Consider the following 19,498-nt stretch of genomic DNA (forward strand, 5'->3'; position numbering starts at 1 on the left):
GTCAGTCCGCAGAGGCCGTCCAGCCGGTGGCCGTCAGCCGGGCGGTGTCCGCGGGCCGGGACTCGTCGAACAGGACCCGGTGGGATCCCTCGACCCGCAGCCCGTCCACGTACGCGCCCCGGCCGACGTAGAGCCGGTCGGTGGTGTAGCGCCAGCGCACCCGCAGGGCGGGGTCGGCGGGCAGCGGCGCGGCCAGCCGGTGCCAGGCCCGCCCCGACCAGCCGGTGGCCGTGCCCGTGGGGTGCTCCTCGCTTCCGTCGCCCTTGCGCGTGGTCGTGAAGGGCAGTGGCTCCCAGGTGGCGCCCTCGTCGGTGGACGCCTCCAGCGCGAGGACGTCCGCCGCCGGCTCGGTGTCCCACCACACGGCACACGTCAGCCGCGCTCCGCCGCGCGAGGTGTCGAGCGCGGGGAGCGTGAGGGTGGCTGTCGTGGCGCCGGCCATGCCCGAGAACCAGGCGGTGCGGCCATGGGCCGGGCGCACCGGCACCGCGCGCGCCATGTTGTTGCCCGCGGCCACCCGGGGCGCCGACCCGGACCGCCAACCGCGCACCGGGTGCACGGAGTTGCCGAGGACGACGAGGAAGGAGTCGGTCGTCGGGTCGAGGACCAGCGAGGTGCCCGTGAAGCCGGTGTGGCCGGCCGTGCGCGGGGTGGCCATGGCCCCCATGTACCAGTGCTGGTAGAGCTCGAAGCCGAGGCCGTGCTCGTCCCCGGGGAACGCGGTGTTGAAGTCCGTGAACATCAGCTCCACGGAGTCCGGCGCGAGGATGCGCGCCCGGCCGTAGGAGCCGCCGTTGAGCAGGGTCCGGCCGAGGACCGCGAGGTCCCAGGCGGTGGAGAACACCCCGGCGTGGCCCGCGACGCCGCCCAGGCTGAAGGCGTTCTCGTCGTGCACCTCGCCCCACACCAGCCCGCGGTCCAGGCCGGACCACGGCGTGCGGGCGTCCTCGGTCGCCGCGATCCGCGGCTTCCACGAGGCGGGCGGATTGTAGCGCGTGTGCCTCATCCCGAGCGGGCCGGTGATCTCGTCGTGGAGCAGGGTGTCGAGGGCGCGGCCGGTGATCTTCTCCAGGACCAGCTGGAGGGAGATCAGGTTGAGGTCCGAGTAGAGGTACGTGCTGCCCGGCGGGTTGAGCGGCGCCTCGTCCCAGATGAGCTGGAGCTTCCCCGCGTGGGTGGGCGCGCTGTAGAGCGGGATCCAGGCCCGGAACCCCGAGGTGTGGGTGAGGAGCTGACGGATCGTGATGTCCTGCTTGCCGGCCCGCCCGAAGTCCGGGAGGTAGGAGGCGACCGTCGCCTCCAGGCCGAGCGTGCCGCGCTCGATCTGCTGGACGGCGAGGATCGAGGTGAACAGCTTGGAGACCGAGGCCAGGTCGAAGACGGTGTCCTCGGCCATCGGTATCTGCTGGTCGGCGGGGAACTCCACGCCCGTGTCGGTCTTCTCGTCGTACGCCCGGTAGCGCACCGCCATGCCGATCGGCTCGTGCAGGGCGACCGTGCCGCCGCGCCCGGCCAGCAGGACCGCGCCCGCGTACCAGGGGTGCTGCGGGGAGGGGCCGAGGAACGCCTCGGCGTCGGTGACGAGCCGGCGCAGCGCGAAGGAGAGGAGGCCGGCGCGCTCCGGGGAGCCGTGCCGCAGGGTGCCGGCGCGGCGGGTCGCGGCGGCCGCGGGGAGGGCCGGGAGAGGGGCGAGTGCGAAGGCGCCGCCCAGGGCCATGACGCCCTTGCCGAGTCGACGTCGCGTCATGCCTGCCTTGTCGTCCGCCACCGAGGTCCTCCCACCGTCCGGCTGAAACTATCTTTCGTGATCGCCGTGCCCGGTGAAACTTTCCTGTCAGAACGGGGTCATGTCAACGGTGTGCGCCCATTCCATGACTCGCACATGATCTGACGATGCATCAGAAAAGGCCGTCCGTCGTCCTGCCCATGCGGCGAACGGCGGTTGGGCGACCCGTACCGGCACGGCCGCGCCCGGCCCGTGTGCGACGGCACGGCCCCGCCCCGCGCCCGGCGAGGACGCGCGGCGGGGCCGTGACCGCTCAGCGTTCGCGCACCCGCACGATCCGCAGCGCGGGCGACGCCAGGACGTCCTTCTCGCAGAACCGTGCCGTCACCCACTTCTCACCCGAGAACAGCCGGGTCTGGTCGCTGAAGTGCGGCGACCTCGGGTTCGACGACTGCGCGTACGTCAGCAGCGTCCGCGCCACCGGGCAGCGGCTGCCGTCCCAGCCGACCGCCTGGATGTGGCTGGACCCTGTCGTCACCTCCGTGTAGCCGCCCCGCGCCGGACTCCACACCGGCTCGACCTTGTTCCACACCCCCAGCTGCTCGGTGCCGCCCGGAACGGCGATGCGCTGCCCGTTGCGTACGACGAACTGGTGGTCGCCCAGCCGGGAGTCCAGCGCGATGCCCGCCCCCCTCAGCTCGGCCACCGTGTCCGCGAGCGCCCTCGCGAACCCGGGTGCGCCGGTGTCGAGGGTGTTCGGGGTGCGCACCGGGTCCGCCGCCGAGAACGGCACCTTCCACCGTTCGGCGGCCGGCACGGTGGCGTTGAACTTCCGCCAGAACCGGTCGAACAGCAGGGCGCCACGGCTGCCGGTGTCCATGGTGCGGTCCCACTTCGCGAGGACCCGGCACGCCGCCGACACGTCGACCGCCGTGCCGTCGCTGCCCGTCGCCGTGCCGCCCGGCAGCGCGGCGCACGCCTTCGCCACGTCGGCGGCCGCCAGATCCGCGGCGGGCACCCGGTTCGCGAACTGCTGCCGCTGAAGGTCCCGTACGGTCAGCGAGCCCTCGCGCGCGAGCGCCGCCACGTCCTCGACGGCACCGCGCGTGCGCAGCGAACGCGGGGTGCCCACCGTGCCGAAGATCCGCTCGTACCCGGTCAGCGGCCGGTCGGCGTTGGCGAGCCAGGCGCTGTCGTTGGAGTTCTCCACATACGGAGCGTCCTTCAGGGTCGGCATGCGCGCCGGCCCGAACGTCCCCGGCTGGACGGCGTCGGCGTCCCGGCCGAGCGCGCAGTCACCGCGCGAACCGTCGAGGACCGCGAGGCCCGCCGCCGGATACGTCGCCCTGCCCAGCGGGGTGGAGCAGCGCGCCGCCAGCTCGTCGGTGATCCGGGGCAGCACCTGCGACTGGCTGAACAGCGAGTGCCCCGAGGAGTCCGCGGCGATGGTGTTCACCCACGGCAGACCCTGGTGCCGGGACAGCGACTTCAGCACGTCGGCCGTGCTGCGGGCCTTGCTGAAAACCAGCGAGGTGTCGGCGAACCGCATGTTCGCGGCGTTCGGGTCGTGCAGCGCGAACGCGGTGGTCGCCGTCCAGGGCAGCGGGGGATTCCCGGCGGGGTCGGCGACGACGGGTCCGTACCGGGTCCACCACTGGGTACGGGTCACCGGGGCGGCACCCTTGACCGCGACCGTCACGGTCCGCTTCGTCATCCGCTCACGCCGGCCGTCCACGAGGTAGACGGTCGGGTCGGCCGGGTCCAGCGTGAGCTGGTGCAGGCTGAACGGCACACCCGTCGACACGGTGTGGCTCCACGCCACATGCGCGTTGTAGCCGATGGAGATCGTCGGCGAACCCAGCAACGACCCGCCCGCGACGTCGAGTTCCCCGGGAATGGTCTGCTGCGCCTGCCAGAAGCGGCGCCCGCCCTGCCACGGGTAGTGCGGATTGCCCAGCAGCAGACCGCGACCGCTCGCCGTGGTGTCGCCCCGGAAGGCCACCGCGTTCGACCCCATGGCGGCGTCGGCAGTCCGCTGCCGGACGGCACGGATCACGGCGTCGGCGTCCGGCGCCGCGGTGCCCTTGGCGCCCGCGGCACCGGTGGGCGGTTGCGCCGAGGTGATGTCGTCGACGGAGCCGCCCTGGCCGCCGAGCACCGCGAAGGCGTAGAAGCGGGCCGCCACGTCCAGCGCGGTCACGGGCCGCACCCAGGCGGCCCCCTCGCAGGCCGGGTCGGTGACACGGTTCTGCCTCAGCCAGGCGTTGTACCCGGAGGCGAAACCGCGCAGCAGATCGGAGACCTGGCGGCTCGGCCCGAGCGGCGCGGGCCGCGCGAGCAGCTTCTCGACCGTCCGTGTCCGGCGCACCCCGCGGAAGTACAGGTCGCTGGAGAGGTTCGTGCTCGCCGACGACAGGGAGAAGTCGGTCGCCGCGTCCGGCCCGAGGAACCGGGAGCGTTCGCCGCGCACGGTCAGGAACCCGTCGGCGAGGGTGCAGACCTGGTCGGCGGCCTGCGCCCAACCGGTGCCGAAACCGAGGGACTTGTAGTCCCTGGCGACGATATGGGGGATGCCGTACTCGGTGTAGCGGATCTCGGCCGACAGGCCGCCGTGCGAAGGGTGGTCGTGCCGGCCCGGCCGTTCGGCCGCGGCGGCCGGCAGGGCCGCGGTGGCGGTGAGCAGGACGGTGGCCGCGGCGGCCAGTCGTCTCAGGCGGGTGGTGCGCATCGTGCCTCCCGACGTCGTTGAGGGAAGGAGCGGTTGAGCGTACCTACTGGTCGGTGCAATCGACCCCCCGGATGCTTGACCTGTCCCCGGGGGCGCACCGAGGATCATGGGTCATGACGCAGGGACAGGGCAGCACGGTCGACGGGGTGCTGCGGCGCAGCGCCCACCGCACCCCGGCACGCATCGCGGTGGAGTACGGCGACCGCTCGTGGACGTACGCCGAACTCGACGACGCCGTCTCGCGCGCGGCGACCGTCCTGCTCGGCCAGGGGCTCGCCCCCGGCGACCGGGTCGGCGCCTACGGCCACAACTCGGACGCCTATCTGATCGGCTTCCTCGCCTGCGCCCGCGCGGGACTCGTCCACGTCCCGGTCAACCAGAACCTGACCGGCGAGGACCTCGCCTACCTGGTCCACCAGTCCGGCAGCGCGCTGGTCCTCGCCGACCCCGGCCTCGCCGCCCGGCTGCCCGAGGGCACCCGGACCCTGGCGCTGCGCGACGCCGACGACTCCCTCCTCGCCCGGCTCGCCGGTGCGGAACCCTACGACGGTCCCGAGCCGCGCACCGAGGACCTGGTCCAGCTCCTCTACACCTCCGGAACGACGGCCCTCCCCAAGGGCGCGATGATGACGCACCGCGCGCTGGTCCACGAGTACCTGAGCGCCATCACCGCGCTCGACCTCAGCGCGGGCGACCGGCCCGTGCACTCCCTGCCGCTGTACCACTCGGCGCAGATGCACGTCTTCCTGGTGCCCTACCTCGCGGTCGGCGCCACCAACATCATCCTGGACGCCCCCGACGGCGACCGGCTGCTGGACCTGATCGAGGCCGGCCGGGTGGACAGCCTGTTCGCCCCGCCCACGGTGTGGATCGCCCTGGCGGGCCGCGACGACTTCGCCGACCGCGACCTGAGCGGGCTGCGCAAGGCGTACTACGGCGCCTCGATCATGCCGGTGCCCGTGCTGGAGCGGCTGCGCGAACGGCTCCCGGAGCTGGGCTTCTACAACTGCTTCGGGCAGAGCGAGATCGGCCCCCTCGCCACCGTCCTCGCGCCGGACGAGCACAACGGCCGGATGGACTCCTGCGGCAGGCCCGTGCTGTTCGTGGACGCACGCGTGGTCGACGAGGACGGCAAGGACGTGCCCGACGGCACGCCCGGCGAGATCGTGTACCGCTCCCCGCAGCTGTGCGAGGGCTACTGGGACAAGCCCGAGGAGACCGCGGCGGCCTTCCGGGACGGCTGGTTCCGCTCCGGCGACCTCGCGGTGCGCGACGCGCACGGCTACTTCACGATCGTCGACCGGGTGAAGGACGTCATCAACTCCGGTGGGGTCCTGGTCGCCTCACGACAGGTCGAGGACGCCCTCTACACCCACGAGGGCGTCGCCGAGGCCGCCGTGATCGGGCTGCCGGACGAGCGGTGGATCGAGGCGGTCACCGCGGTCGTCGTGCCGCGCGGCCAGGTCACCGAGGCGGAGCTGATCGAGCACGCGCGCGAGAAGCTCGCCCACTTCAAGGCCCCGAAGCGGGTGGTGTTCGTGGACGGGCTCCCGCGCAACGCCAGCGGCAAGATCCTCAAGCGGGAACTGCGCGACCGGTTCGCGCGGGACAGCTCCTGAGAGTCCTACCTGGGGCGCAGGTCCACGATCCGCCGGATCTTGCCCACCGAGCGCTCCAGCGACTCCGGCTCGACGATCTCCACGGTGACCGAGACGCCGATGCCGTCCTTCACGGCCGCCGCGATCGACCGCGCGGCGGCGTCCCGGACCGCCGGCGACGCGTCCGGGCGGGCCTCGGCCCGCACGGTCAGCGCGTCCATCCGGCCCTCCCGGCTCAGCCGCAGCTGGAAGTGGGGCGCCACGCCCGGCGTGCGCAGCACGATCTCCTCGACCTGGGTGGGGAAGAGATTGACGCCGCGCAGGATGACCATGTCGTCGCTGCGCCCGGTGATCTTCTCCATCCGCCGGAACACCCGGGCCGTGCCCGGGAGCAGCCGGGTCAGGTCGCGGGTGCGGTACCGGACGATCGGCATGGCCTCCTTGGTGAGCGAGGTGAAGACCAGCTCGCCCTCCTCGCCGTCGGGCAGCGGCTCACCGGTGACCGGGTCGACGATCTCCGGGAAGAAGTGGTCCTCCCACACATGGAGGCCGTCCTTGGTCTCCACGCACTCCTGGGCCACACCCGGTCCGATGACCTCGGACAGCCCGTAGATGTCGACCGCGTCGATGGCGAAGCGCTCCTCGATCTCGCGCCGCATCTGCTCGGTCCACGGTTCGGCGCCGAAGACGCCCACCCGCAGCGACGTGCCGCGCGGATCGACGCCCTGCCGCTCGAACTCGTCGAGCAGGGTCAGCATGTACGACGGCGTCACCATGATGATCTCGGGCTTGAGGTCCTGGATCAGCTGCACCTGGCGGGCGGTCATGCCGCCGGACGCGGGGATGACCGTGCAGCCGAGCCGCTCGGCCCCGTAGTGCGCGCCGAGCCCGCCGGTGAACAGCCCGTAGCCGTACGCCACATGCACCTTGTCGCCGGGCCGCCCGCCCGCCGCCCGGATCGAGCGGGCCACCATGTCCGCCCACAGGGAGAGATCGCCGTCGGTGTAGCCGACGACCGTGGGCCGCCCGGTGGTGCCGCTGGAGGCGTGGAGGCGGCGGATACGCTCCTGGGGCACCGCGAACATCCCGTACGGGTAGTTCTCGCGCAGGTCGGCCTTGGTCGTGAACGGGAACCGGGCCAGGTCGGCGAGCGAACGGCAGTCCTGCGGCCGTATCCCTGCCTTGTCGAAGGACTCCCGGTAGAAGGGCACGTTGTCGTACGCGTGCCGCAGCGAGGCCCGCAGCCGCTCCAGCTGGAGCGCCCGCAGCCCCTCCAGGTCGAGGCGTTCCCCCGCGTCCCGCAGGTCCGTCACATCCGTCATAGGGATATCTCCCACCAACCGTGCCAATCCGGACGACCGATCATTCGGTCAGGGTCTTCCGGGATCAGTAATTCAGGGAGTGCGTGATCAGGCAAGGGGGTCGCACGGATTTTTCGGCTAGCTGAGAACGGCCGCGCCGGGAGCCGCCCGCAATCACCTTGCGGGCCGGCGCGTGCCACGACCATGATCGGGCCCATGCCCACCCTGCGCGCCGCCGACGGCACCGAACTCGCCTACCACCTGCGCGGGGACGGTGAACCGCTGCTGGTGCTGCCGGGTGGGCCGATGCGTGCCTCCGCCTACCTCGGTGACCTGGGCGGGCTGTCCGCGCACCGGCGCCTCGTCCTGCTCGACCTGCGCGGCACCGGAGCCTCCGGGACACCCGCCGACCCCGCCACCTACCGCTGCGACCGTCTCGTCGACGACGTCGACCGGGTGCGGGAGCACCTGGGGCTCTCCCGCATGGACGTGCTCGGCCACTCCGCCGGCGGCAGCCTCGCCCTGCTGTACGCCGCCCGGCACCCGGAGCGGGTGGCACGGCTGGCGCTGGTCACCACGACCCCGTGGGTCCTGGGCATGCCGGCGACGGCCGAGGAGCGCCGGGCCGCGGCTCGGCGGCGGCAGGGTGAGCCCTGGTTCGCCGAGGCGTACCCGCTGTTCGAGCGGTGGTTGACCGGGGACGGCGACTTCGACCCGGCCATCGCCCCGTTCTTCTACGGCCGCTGGGACGACGCCGCCCGGGAGCACGACGCCCGCGCCGAGGACGAGTCCAACGACGAGGCCGCCGACGTCTACTTCTCCGAGGGCGTCTGCGATCCGGCGGCCACCCGCGCCGCCCTGGCCCGTCTGACGGCCCCGGTCCTCGTCCTCGCGGGCGGGGCCGACGGCGGCCCCTGCCCCGATCTGGCCCGCCGTACCGCCGCCGTTCTGCCGCGCGCCGAACCGGCCGTGCAGCCCGGCGCCGGGCACTACCCGTGGCTGGACGACCCGGTGTGGTTCGTCCGGCGGATCACGGCCTTCCTGGACGCCGCCGGGGATCCGGAGGAACCGGCCGCGCCCGGCCGGTCCGTGCCCGGGCAGGCGGCGCCCGCCCGGCGGACGGTCACCGGCCCTGAGGGCCGTACGCCGTCAGGAAACGGTCCCTGAACCGGTCCATGCCCCAGGCCGGGGCGTCGTCGGCGGGCTTGAGACCCTCCGTCCAGTTCCAGCCCTCGATCCGCTCCAGGACCTTCGGGTCCCGGGCGACGATCGTGATCGGCACGTCCCTGCTCGCGCTCCCCCCGGTGACCGTCGGCACGGGCTGATGGTCGCCGAGGAAGACCAGTACGGTGTCGTCGGTGCCGTAGCGCTCGACCCACTCGGTGAGGCTCTGGACCGAGTACTCGATGGCACGCCGGTACTCGGTGCGCACCCGGTCGGAGTCCTTCCAGACCTGCGCCGGGTCGGTGCCCTCCTTCTCGATCCCGTCGAACACCGAGCCGTCGCCCAGGTCGTCCCAGTCGACCATGCGGGGGATCGGCGACCACGGGTTGTGGCTGGAGGCGAGGATGATCTCCGCCATGATCGGGTCGCGGTTCTTCTTCCCGTGCTCCAGCCGCTGGAACGCCTCCAGACTGAACTGGTCCGGCACCGGCGACCAGCTGAAGTACGGGCCCTGGTACCCCAGGTGCTCGGAGTCGTAGATGTGGTCCAGGCCGAAGTACTTGCCCTCGGGCCAGGCCTTGCGGACGCCGGGGACGATACCGACGGTCCGCCACGCGCCGGTCTTCTGGAAGTAGCTCGTGAGGGTGGCGCGGTCGCTGGTGGTCAGGGAGCGGTAGCGCTGCTGGTTCTTCACCCACAGGCCCGACAGGAACGTGGAGTGGGCGAGCCAGCTGCCGGCGCCCGTCACCGGCGACCTGAGCCAGCCGCTGCGCGCGGAGAAGCCCGCGGCCTTCAGCCGGGCGTCACCCGCCTTGAGCGTCGCGTCGACGTGCGGTCCCATCTCCGGGTCGTCGATGGCGACCCGGCCGTAGCTCTCGACGAAGGTGAGCATCACGTCCTTGCCGCGCAGCCCGGTCAGCAGCTGGTCGGACGGGGTCCTGGCGTAGGCGTCGACGGTGAGCTGCTTCTTGAACACCTCGGCGTCGGCGAGGCCCTCGCGGACGTACTGCACACGGTTCGACAGATACTGGGCGTAGCCCTTGGTGGCCACGGTGACGCCGCCGGTCTGCACGCCCACGGTGAAGCAGACGATCCACACGACGCCGAGGACCAGCGTGGAGCGTGCGGCCACCCGGCGGTGGCGGGCCAGCACGTCCGCCAGCCGCAGCATCGCGAGCGCGCTCAGCACCAGCACGGCCACGGTCAGGGCGATGACCCCGATCACCGCGAGCACCTCGCCCGTACGGCCGAGCGAGTCCTTCAGGAAGTCCGCGGCGTCCGCGAGCAGCACCCAGTCGAAGACCAGGTCGAACGGCCGGGCCAGGGTCTGCCGGAAGCCCATGTCGAGGCACTTCAGCACGGCCGACAGCCCGAGGAACACGCCCAGGACGGCGGCCGTGATCCGCCGTGGCCGCGGCGGCAGGGCGAGCAGGACGACCGCGAGGACGAGTCCTTCGACGGGGAGGCGGAGGAACGACTGGACGGGCATCTGGTCGAGCCGGTTGGGCACGATCAGCACGACGTACACCAGCACGGCGGCCAGCACGGTCGTGCCCAGCCACACCCCGCGGGCGGTCCGCGGGAAACGCCGGCGCCAGCCGAACCAGCCGCCGCGGGAGGGGGAGGGGTCCTGCGCGGCGGGCTCGTCCGCGTCGGGGGCGGCGGGTTCCCCGGCGTCGGGCTTCCGCGTGCCGGGCTCGGAGTCCTTCCCGTCGGGCCCGTCCGCCGCCGTCACGTCGGGGTCCGGGCTCCCGTCGGCGTCCGCGTCCGTGTCCGGCAGCTGGCGAGGGGGCGTGAGGTGCGACACCCGTGATCCTTCCGTGCGGTTTCCCTGCTGGTACGGCGGACCGGGCCCGCGGGTCGGGACCGCCTCCCTCGCGTACGGCGCGCCCCCGCCCCCCGTTCAGATCCGCAGGTCAATCGCGGGCAAAGACTTGGCGGCGGGCGGACGGAGCCCGCCGGGTGCCCGGGCACGCCTACGGCGGCGGCTCGCAGTTCTTCGCGCTGCGGCTCGTGGGCTCCACCCCGCCGCACGCGTGAGCGGCACCCCGTGCGACGGAGACGACCATTGGCACAAAGGTCCCCCTCACGTGGCCTGTTGGCGTCAGGAACCGGTCGCTAGGCTGGCCGCGGACGACGAACCGGGAGGAGCACGGACGTGGCCGAGAGCACCATCCAGCAGCAGTCGCCGCTCGCGGGCTGGGACAAGCCGGAGCTGGACCTCAGCAACGCCGACTGGCACTCGAGCAGCCGTGGCCTCGGCGATGTCCAGATCGCCTTCGTCGAGGGCTTCATCGCGATGCGCAACGGCGACCGGCCGGAGAGCCCCTCCCTGATCTTCACCCCGGCCGAATGGGGCGCCTTCGTGTCGGGCGCCAGGGAAGGCGAGTTCGACCTGACCTAGGACCTGTCGTCTGGATCATTCCGGCGTCGCGGGCTCTGGTCGGCGGCGAGCGCCGTGGCCGGGCCGGACTGATCCGAACGACAGGCCTAGGGGTCCCGAGCCGATCCGGGGGTGTCGCCCTCGTTTTTCCGGACACGCGACCTGGACAACCGCACCCCGGCCGGTGCCTGCGTCAGGCTGGCCCCGGGGCGCGAAGGTCGTACTCCGGAGGTGAGGAACCCATGAGCACCCTGCCGGTCATCGCGGCGGTAGACGGTTCGGACGACAGCCTGGTCGCACTGGACTGGGCGTTCGAGGCCGCGCTCACGCGCGACGCGCAGCTGAGCGTGGTCCACGTCCAGCAGTACCCCGCGTGGGCCAGGCCCGACGCCCTGCCCGTCGGCCGTCCGGAACCGGAGGACGACACGGTCCTGAACCTGGCGCGCCGCTACCTGGCGGGCCGCGACGAGAAGCCGCCGATCGCGTACCACGCCCTGGAGGGCGCCGTCGGGACGCTGTCCGCGCTCGGCGCGACCGCCCAGCTGCTGGTGCTCGGCTCCCGGGGCCGCGGCGGCTTCGCCAGCCTCCTGCTCGGCTCCACCGGTCTGGCCGCCGCCCGTGACGCCGAGTGCCCGGTCGTCGTCGTGCCCAAGCCGGGACGCCGGGTCCATGAGGGCGGTGTGCCCGTCGGACCGGGGCCACGCGTCGTCGTCGGCCTCCAGGTCGACAGCCCCGACGAGGCCACGCTGTCCTTCGCCTTCGCCGAGGCCGCCCGGCGCGGCGCCCGGCTCCAGGCCGTCGCCGCCTACACCTGGCCGCTGCACCTGTGGACGACGGCCACCGCGCAGATCATGCCCCCGGACGAGGACCAGGACGCCGTCGAGGCGGAGACCCGCAGCCTCGCCGAGGGCTTCCTCGCCCCGCACCGTGCCCGCCACCCGGAGGTGCGCGCCGAGGCGGTCGTGGCCCCCGGCGACGCGGCCGGTCAGCTCGTCGCCGCCAGCCGGGACGCGACCCTCGTCGTCGTGGGCCGGCACCGCCGCCGGCTGCTGGCCCCGGCCCGCATGATGGGCTCGGTCACCCAGGCCGTCCTGCTGCACGCCGCCGCCCCGGTGGCCGTGGTCCCGCCCGCCCCCGCGGAGGAGTAGCGGACGGTCGGGGGTGGTGTCCGCACGCCCCGCCCGCACGCCGTGGAACGGGCCCGGCCACGTACCATGGCGGCATGTCGTTCCTCCGCCGCCGCAGCGCCACGCCCGCCGGGCCCGACTTCGACGTACTGGCCATGGACCCGGGCGACTGGCCCGGGAACCTCGGCGCCGGGCTGCTGCCCGCCCCCGACGGCAGCTGCCAGGGCGTCTTCCTGCGGTACGACCTCTTCGGCGGCCGCGGCCCCGCCATGATCATCGGCAATCTGCCGGAGGGCTCCCCGGCCCGGGAGACCGACGAGGACGAGATCCCGTTCGAGGTGGCGCAGTTGCTGCTGGCGCTGGAGAACGAGGAGGACGTCACCGTCGTCGGCAGCGAGGACGTCCCCGTGATGCAGGGCGACAACCTGCTGATCGTGCGCCGGCTGAAGCTCTCCGAGAGCCGTATCTCCTGCGTGCAGTTCGACCGCAGCGACAACGTCCTGGTGACCATCGCCGCCTGGGACCGCCCCATCACCGACGACCTGTACGCGCTGCTGAAGCCGCTTCCCGCCGAGCTCTTCCAGCAGGGCTGAGCCCGGCGGGGCGGCCCCGTCAGCTGCCCGACCGCACCACGTTCACGTCGGCCGCCCGGACGAACGCCACCCGGTGCCCGTACTGGATCTCGTAGTACTGGTCCGTGCCCCGCACGACCCGGTGCGAGCCCTCGTCGAAGGTCACCGCGTAGTAGTACTCGCCCGGCACCTTGCCGCCCACCACGTACCGCTGCCCGGCCGGCAGGGTGTACGGCAGCGGCGACACCGCCTGCGCGGGCACGTCCGCCGGATACGCGGACGCCTCGGGGTACGCGCGTCCGTACACCGGCACACTCCCCGCGCCGTCCTTCGGCGTGACCACGTCACCGACCGCGTGCACGGCCGTCGGCGACTTCGCCGGGTTCTTGAACCACGCCTTCTGCCCGAGGTACCAGATCGCCGTCCAGTCGCCGTCCTGGCCGGCCACCGCGAACTGCTGCCCGGTCGACACCCGCGAGGACAGGTCGTTGACGTCCTTGGTCGGGGTGGACCCGAGACCGATGTCCTTGATGAGCGAGTACGACTCGCCGGGCCCGGAGTACAGCCGCACCTCGCTGGAACCGTGGTCCGCGCATCGCTCGCCCGCCGTCGTGCAGCCCGTGAACTCGGGCCGGTTCGTGGCGTAGTCGGGGCGGATCGTCACCAGGCCGCCCTTCGCGCCGGCGGTCGGCGCCAGGGGCCGGCCGAGCAGCTCGAAGTAGTGCCGCCAGTCCCAGTACGGGCCCGGGTCGGTGTGCATCCCGCCGATCGTCGACGTCGTCGGGCCCGGCACGGTGTCGTGCCCGAGGATGTGCTGCCGGTCCAGCGGGATGCCGTGCCGCTTGGCGAGGTACGCCACCAGCCGCGCCGACGAGCGGTACATCGCCTCCGTGTACCAGGAGTCCGGCCGGGTCAGGAAGCCCTCGTGCTCCAGACCGATCGACTTGGCGTTGACGTACCAGTTCCCCGCGTGCCAGGCCACGTCCTTGGCCTTCACATGCTGGGCGATGTGCCCGTCGGTGGACCGCAGCGTGTACTGCCAGGACACATAGGTCGGGTCCTGCACCATGTCCAGGACGCCCTCCCAGGCGCCCTCGGTGTCATGGACGACGATGTACTCGATCTTCTGGCCCGCCGGGCGGTTCCCCAGGTCGTGGTTGCCGTAGTCGCCGTCCCCGAACTCCTCGTAGGGCGCCGGGATCCACTCGCAGGACACCGTCGGCGGGCACTCCGTCTCCGCGGTCTTCGCCCGGCGCAGCCCGGCGTGCCGCAGCTGCGCGGGGTCGGGGGCGAGTCCGGGACGCGCGGCCAGCGACACCCGCTGCCCCTCGTCGGTGCGCCGCTCCTGACCGGTGCGCAGCACTTCGAAGACGTCGTTCGCGTACGCCGTGGCCGTCGCCGTGTCGTCGGCGCCGGAGAACCGGGCCACCGCCCCGTACCAGTCGGCCGGGTCGGAGCTCAGCGGCTCGCCCAGCGCGCGCTGCGCGGCCGCGAGCAGCGCGGCGCCGCCCGCCACATTCGCGGCCGGGTCGGTCCGCAGCCGCTCGGGGCTCAGCCCGGTCAGCTCCGCCGCCTTCGGCAGCGTCCTGAGCCGGGCCGGGACCTCCGAGGTCTTCAGCGCCTTCGCCACGGGGGGCGGCGCCGGGCGGGCACTGTCCCCGCGCGGGTCCTCGGTGCCCTCGCTGTGGTGCGCGGGCGCGTCGGCCAGCGCGGCGCGCGCGTCGGTCAGATGCATCGGGCCGTAACCGCCGGACACGCTGGGCGCGCCGCTGTGCGCGTCCCAGCGGGACTGGAGATAGGAGACGCCGAGCAGCACGCTCGACGGCACGTGGTACTCGGCGGCGGCCGCGGTGAACGCCGACTGGAGCCGGTCGCCGGAGTCGGCGCGGACCCCGGACGGGGCGGCGCCGAGCAGGGGCACCAACAGGGCCGCGGCGGCGACGGCGGTGACGGATCCTCGCAAAGCAGCCTCCTGGGACGGTCGTGCGCGGTGAGCCGTGCGGGCCGGGCGTGGTCAGTGGTACCCGCTGTCAGACGATCCGTCAATCATGCCAAGGGCTGGGCGAATACCCATGTCAACCGAGTGTTCCCGGGAGTTTCGCGGGGGCGGTGGCCGGGCCTGCGCGGCGTCAGTGGCCTACACCGATGACCGGACGCACGAAGGCCCGCGGAACGCCTCCGAATCCGGAGGGCGCGCCACGGGCCGTCGACCCCGTCAGCGAGTGCCGACCGCCGCACGCACGGCCCGGCGGGCCAGCTGGCAGTCGTCGTGCAGCCGCCTCAGCAGCAGCCGCTGTTCCTCGCCGGACGGCGCGGCACCCTGGTGGGCCGTTCCCGGTGCCGTCGGGGCCGGGTCGTGCATCGAACGCTGCACCGCCATCTCGTAGGTGCGGATCTCACGGGTGAGCACCAGCATCAGGTTCACCAGGAAGGCGTCCCGGGAGGCCGGGCCCGCCGACTGGGCGATCTGGCTGATCTGCCGCCGGGCCACCGGCGCGTCCCCGAGCACCGACCACAGCGTCGCCAGGTCGTAGCCCGGCAGGTACCAGCCCGCGTGCTCCCAGTCCACCAGCACTGGACCGGCCGGTGAGAGCAGGATGTTCGAGAGCAGTGCGTCGCCGTGGCAGAACTGGCCCATGCCCTGCCGGCCCGCGGAGGCCGCGATGCCGTGCAGGAGCTTCTGCAGGTCACCCATGTCCCGGTCGGTGAGCAGGCCCAGATCGTGGTACCGGGAGATCCGGGTCGCGTAGTCCAGCGGCGCGTCGAACGTCCCCGCGGGCGGGCGCCACGCGTTGAGCCGGCAGATCGCGCCGAGCGCCGCTCTGATGTCCGCCCGCGGCGGCGACTCCACCGGATGCCGCTGGAGTGCCGCCACCCGGCCCGGCATCCGCTCGATCACCAGGGTGCCGTTGTCCGGATCCGCCGCGATCAGTCTCGGCACCCGCACCGGGGGGCGGTGCCGGACGAACGAGCGGTAGGCCGCTATTTCGTGCCGGATCCGCTCCGCCCAGGCGGGGGACTGGTCGAGTAAGCACTTGGCGACCGCCGTGCTGCGACCGGTCGTGCCGACCAGGAGCACGGACCGTCCGCTGCGGCGCAGCACCTGCACCGGCGCGAACTCCGGACAGATGCGGTGCACCGACGCGATCGCCGCGCGCAGCTGGGCGCCCTGAGGGCCGGACAAGTCGAGTCTCCCGCTGAGCGGTTGGGTGCCGAGCCCCGCGGGGCGCCGCGGCCGGCCCGCGCCGAGCACGGGAGCGGGCGCCGGACGCGCGGGGTCGAGGTAGGGACCGCCACCCGCCGGGCGGGCTCGCAGCGGCCGGGGCGGGGCGGACACGGAGGACGATGCTGCGTACATGGGAGAGACAGATCCCTTCGTGTGCCTGCGACGTCAGTGCGCCACCCGACCCGGCCGCCGGGACACACCCTGGGGAATGTCCCCCGGCGACCGGGTCGGGGTGGCGCGTTCCTACCTGACACCCGGCGCCCAGTGGCACACCATCTGGCGCACCCTGGCGAACCCTGGCGAATAGTCCCGAGGCACCTTTCACCGGGCTACTGTCAACTCAGCCGAGAACCTGGGGGCTTGACGTGAGCGGAGAACCCAACACCCGTCTTTCGGATCTGTTCGGCCTGGCCGGCTGGTCCAAGGGCGAACTCGCGAGGCTGGTCAACCGGCAGGCGGCGGCCATGGGCCACCCCCAGCTGGCGACCGACACCTCACGGGTGCGGCGGTGGATCGACATGGGAGAGATCCCGCGCGATCCGGTGCCGCGGGTGCTGGCGGCCCTGTTCACCGAGCGTCTCGGCCGTGTCGTGACCATCGAGGACCTCGGTCTGGTCCGGCACGGGCGTGCGGGGAGACGGCAGGACGCCGGGAGCGTGGAGCATCCCGACGGTGTGCCGTGGGCGCCCGAGCGAACCGCCGCGGTCCTCACCGAATTCACGGGAATGGACCTCATGCTCAACCGACGCGGCTTGGTGGGCGCGGGTGCCGCGCTCGCCGCGGGATCCGCACTCAGCAGCGCCATGCACGACTGGCTGCGCACCGACCCGGCCCTCAGGGCCGACGCCCCCCAGTTCGACGACCCCTTGCACGCCGACCCCGCCGGGTTCGACCGTTACGAGGCCGCCCCCATCGGATCGCAGGAGATCGAGGAGCTGGAGCGCTCGGTCGAGGTGTTCCGGGCCTGGGACGCCGCCCGTGGCGGCGGACTCCAGCGGAAGGCCGTGGTGGGCCAGTTGAACGAGGTGGGCGGCATGCTCGCCTACCGTCATCCCGACCATCTCCAGCGGCGCCTGTGGGGCGTCGCCGCCAACCTCGCCGTGCTCGCCGGCTGGATGTCGCACGACGTCGGCCTGGAGCCCACGGCCCAGAAGTACTTCGTCATCGCCGCCCACGCGGCCCGTGAGGGCGGCGACCGGCCCCGTGCCGGGGAGGCCCTCTCGCGGGCCGCGCGCCAGATGGTGCACCTCGGCCGGCCCGACGACGCGCTCGACCTGATGAAGCTCGCCCAGTCCGGCTCGGGCGACCAGGTCCTGCCGCGCACCAGGGCCATGTTCCACACCATCGAAGCCTGGGCGCAGGCGTCCATGGGCAAGGGCCAGGCCATGCGCCGCACTCTGGGGCAGGCCGAGGACCTGTTCGTCTCCGACAAGAGCGACGTACCGCCGCCGAGCTGGATGCAGACCTTCAAGGACGAGGATCTGTACGGCATGCAGGCCCTGGCCTACCGCACCCTGGCCGAGTTCGAGCCGGGGGCGGCCGCCCACGCCCAGCACTTCGCGGAGAAGGCCCTCGCCCTGCGCGTCGACGGCCGGGAGCGGTCGAAGATCTTCGACCATCTGTCCATGGCGTCCGCCTGCTTCATCGCGGACGACCCCGAACAGGCCGACCGCTACGCCCGGCTGGCGCTCATGTCGATGGGCTCCAACTCCTCGGGTCGCACCTGGGACCGGCTCCGGCAGATGTACCGGCTCACCGCCGAGTACTCCAGCTACCCGAAGATCCATGAGTTGCGGGAGGAGATCCGGCTGGCGCTGCCCAAGGCGAGGAAGCCACAGGGAGGAGCCAGCGCCCAGGCGTAGCGGGAGCGTGCGCCCGGTGCGCGCGGCCCGTCGATGTGACGGCTAGGCCGTCACCCTGGCCATGAGCACGCAGGCGTCGACCTCGTGCTCCCTGTCACCGAACTCCTCTGCGACCAGCCGTACGCAGTCCTGTGCGGTGCCCGCCTCGACGAAGCGGGGGGCGAGGTCGAGGAGCCGGCGCGAGGAGTCCATGTCGCCCTGCCCCGGCAGCAGTCCGTCGGTGTGCAGCACGATCAGGTCGCCCGCCCGGAGGGTCTCCTCGGCGTCGCCGTAGCCGGCGCCCGGCGTCGCCCCCAGCAGGGGGCCGCAGGGGGAGTCCAGCCTGCGCCCGGCCCCGCCGCGGAACAGCAGCGGGGCGGGGTGTCCGGCCCTCGCCCAGGTGAGCGTGCGGGTCTCGCGCCGGTAGCGGCAGCACACGGCGCTGCCGAGGGCCGGCTGGTCACCGGTGTCGAGCAAGTGGCCCAGCCAGGAGAGCAGTTGTCCCGGCTGGGTCCCGGCCATCGCCATGCCGCGTACGGCGCCCAGCAGCGTCGCCGTGCCCGAGGCCGCGGCGATGTCCTGACCGGTGAGGTCACCGACGCTGAACAGCGTTGCCCCGTCCGGCAGTTCGAGCGAGTCGTACCAGTCGACCCCGATCGGTGTGCTCGCCGGGGACGACAGCCGGTGCGCCGCGATGTCCAGGGTGCCGGAGCCCTGCCGCGCCGGGTTCCGGGAGGTTCGGCACGGTGGCGCCGCCTCCCGCGCCGTGAGCCGGTGCTCTCCCGGCGCGGGACGCCGGGTCCCGGGGAGCGCGTCACGGGTCTCGCTGACCGTGTGCCGGCGGCGGCGGACCTCGCTGACGTCCCGCAGCACGGCCCACATGGAGGCCGCGGCGCCGTCGGCGTCGAGCACGGGCTCGCCCATCATGTGCACGGTCCGCGCCTGTCCGTCCGGCCGGACGATCCGGAACTCCCCGTCGATCGGCTGGGCGTCGATCAGGCAGGCGGTGACCATTGTGGTGAGCCGGCGCCGGTCCTCGTCGTGCACGAGGGACGGGAGTTCGTCGAGCGTCAGGGGTGGCGCGGCCGGGTCCCGGCCGAGGATCTGGTAGAGCTCCCCGGACCAGCTCGCCTCGTCCGTCAGCAGGTTCCACTCGGCGCTGCCGACCCGGCTCAGCACGGCCCCGGAGCGCGGCGCCGGGGCGGGGCCGTCCCGCAGCTGGGCCAGATGCGCGTCCAGGTCGTCGAGTTGGTGCAGGGCGAGGTCGCACAGGGCGCGCTGCCAGCGCTCGCGGGGTCCGGAGGCGTCGCTCGGGGTGTCCCGCCGCACGGCGTCCACGTCGCCCTTGAGCCGTCGCGTCTGCGTGATCAACGCGTCGACCGGACCGGGTCCGGGTGGCGGCGCGGCGGGGCGGTCCGCGGAGACATGGGGCGGCATGACGCTCTCCGATGAGGGGACGGTACGACCAGGAACGACGGAGGGACCGTTACGACTGTCGCACAGCCCGCGACGCCCCGTAAGGGATTTGGCAACACCCGATGCGGTGGTGCGTCCGGCATATGCCAGAGTCTCCAGGAACAGGTCGGACGGTACGCATGGTGTACGCGCCCGGGAGGGGCGTGTCGTATGCGGCGTACGCGATCCGGGGGGTTTGCGGGGTGGTCGCGCGGCGCTCATGCGCACGTTCGACGGCCAAGTGTTCTAGAAGGGGGAGCCGGCGGCCGTGTGCCGAGGGGGTGCGTCTTCACCGGAGTGACGCAGCTCACAAAAAGAATCCGCGCACAAGTGTCATGCGAAAGGTGATTGCAGGGTCCTAAAAGCAAGCCGCAAAA

Annotated in this window: 13 protein-coding genes; 6 read left to right on the forward strand and 7 right to left on the reverse strand. The window is 73.0% G+C overall.

What is annotated here, in order from left to right:
- Position 1: 1 nt before the first annotated feature.
- Complete coding sequence (locus tag ACFV46_RS07140; RefSeq protein ID WP_385497305.1) at positions 2–1,747, reverse strand: serine hydrolase; 1,746 nt, start codon at positions 1,745–1,747, stop codon at positions 2–4.
- A gap of 292 nt (positions 1,748–2,039) precedes the next feature.
- The gene (locus ACFV46_RS07145) at positions 2,040–4,454 is read right to left on the reverse strand and encodes a penicillin acylase family protein (RefSeq protein ID WP_385497306.1); all 2,415 of its coding nucleotides are present in this window, start codon (positions 4,452–4,454) and stop codon (positions 2,040–2,042) included.
- Between the two features lie 113 nt (positions 4,455–4,567).
- On the opposite strand from ACFV46_RS07145, the gene ACFV46_RS07150 reads away from it, so the two are divergent.
- Positions 4,568–6,073, forward strand: a complete 1,506-nt coding sequence (locus ACFV46_RS07150) for an acyl-CoA synthetase (protein ID WP_385497307.1) — start codon at positions 4,568–4,570, stop codon at positions 6,071–6,073.
- A gap of 5 nt (positions 6,074–6,078) precedes the next feature.
- On the opposite strand, the gene paaK is transcribed toward ACFV46_RS07150, so the two are convergent.
- Positions 6,079–7,374, reverse strand: a complete 1,296-nt coding sequence (gene paaK, locus ACFV46_RS07155; RefSeq protein WP_361936967.1) for a phenylacetate--CoA ligase PaaK — start codon at positions 7,372–7,374, stop codon at positions 6,079–6,081.
- A gap of 195 nt (positions 7,375–7,569) precedes the next feature.
- Between paaK and ACFV46_RS07160 the strand changes: the two genes are divergently transcribed.
- Positions 7,570–8,520 carry an alpha/beta fold hydrolase gene (locus ACFV46_RS07160; RefSeq protein WP_376726017.1) on the forward strand — a complete coding sequence of 317 codons (951 nt, stop codon included), beginning with the start codon at positions 7,570–7,572 and terminating at the stop codon, positions 8,518–8,520.
- Here the strand turns inward: ACFV46_RS07160 and ACFV46_RS07165 are convergent.
- Positions 8,477–10,324, reverse strand: a complete 1,848-nt coding sequence (locus tag ACFV46_RS07165) for a sulfatase (RefSeq protein ID WP_385497308.1) — start codon at positions 10,322–10,324, stop codon at positions 8,477–8,479. The genes ACFV46_RS07160 and ACFV46_RS07165 overlap by 44 nt on opposite strands.
- Before the next feature lie 351 nt (positions 10,325–10,675).
- On the opposite strand from ACFV46_RS07165, the gene ACFV46_RS07170 reads away from it, so the two are divergent.
- The 3 genes from ACFV46_RS07170 (at position 10,676) to ACFV46_RS07180 (ending at position 12,620) form a co-directional block, all read left to right on the forward strand.
- A complete protein-coding gene (locus ACFV46_RS07170) occupies positions 10,676–10,921 on the forward strand; it encodes a DUF397 domain-containing protein (RefSeq protein WP_062669662.1) in 246 nt (81 codons plus the stop codon).
- Positions 10,922–11,142: 221 nt separating this feature from the next.
- Positions 11,143–12,048, forward strand: coding sequence for a universal stress protein (locus ACFV46_RS07175; RefSeq protein WP_385497309.1), 906 nt, complete (start codon positions 11,143–11,145; stop codon positions 12,046–12,048).
- Between the two features lie 74 nt (positions 12,049–12,122).
- Positions 12,123–12,620, forward strand: coding sequence for a hypothetical protein (locus tag ACFV46_RS07180; protein WP_151782592.1), 498 nt, complete (start codon positions 12,123–12,125; stop codon positions 12,618–12,620).
- A gap of 19 nt (positions 12,621–12,639) precedes the next feature.
- Here ACFV46_RS07180 and ACFV46_RS07185 read toward each other — a convergent pair whose 3' ends face one another.
- Positions 12,640–14,562 (reverse strand): N-acetylmuramoyl-L-alanine amidase, encoded by a 1,923-nt coding sequence (locus ACFV46_RS07185; RefSeq protein ID WP_385497310.1) that lies wholly within the window; start codon positions 14,560–14,562, stop codon positions 12,640–12,642.
- A gap of 252 nt (positions 14,563–14,814) precedes the next feature.
- The gene (locus ACFV46_RS07190; protein ID WP_376726021.1) at positions 14,815–15,957 is read right to left on the reverse strand and encodes an aminoglycoside phosphotransferase family protein; all 1,143 of its coding nucleotides are present in this window, start codon (positions 15,955–15,957) and stop codon (positions 14,815–14,817) included.
- A 233-nt stretch (positions 15,958–16,190) separates the two neighbouring features.
- Between ACFV46_RS07190 and ACFV46_RS07195 the strand changes: the two genes are divergently transcribed.
- Positions 16,191–17,687, forward strand: coding sequence for a hypothetical protein (locus ACFV46_RS07195; protein WP_361935744.1), 1,497 nt, complete (start codon positions 16,191–16,193; stop codon positions 17,685–17,687).
- Between the two features lie 42 nt (positions 17,688–17,729).
- On the opposite strand, the gene ACFV46_RS07200 is transcribed toward ACFV46_RS07195, so the two are convergent.
- Positions 17,730–19,103: a SpoIIE family protein phosphatase gene (locus ACFV46_RS07200; protein ID WP_385497311.1), complete on the reverse strand. Its 1,374-nt coding sequence runs from the start codon at positions 19,101–19,103 to the stop codon at positions 17,730–17,732.
- Positions 19,104–19,498: the final 395 nt, after the last annotated feature.

It is taken from the genome of Streptomyces sp. NPDC059852 (genome assembly GCF_042731455.1).
Lineage (GTDB): Bacteria > Actinomycetota > Actinomycetes > Streptomycetales > Streptomycetaceae > Streptomyces.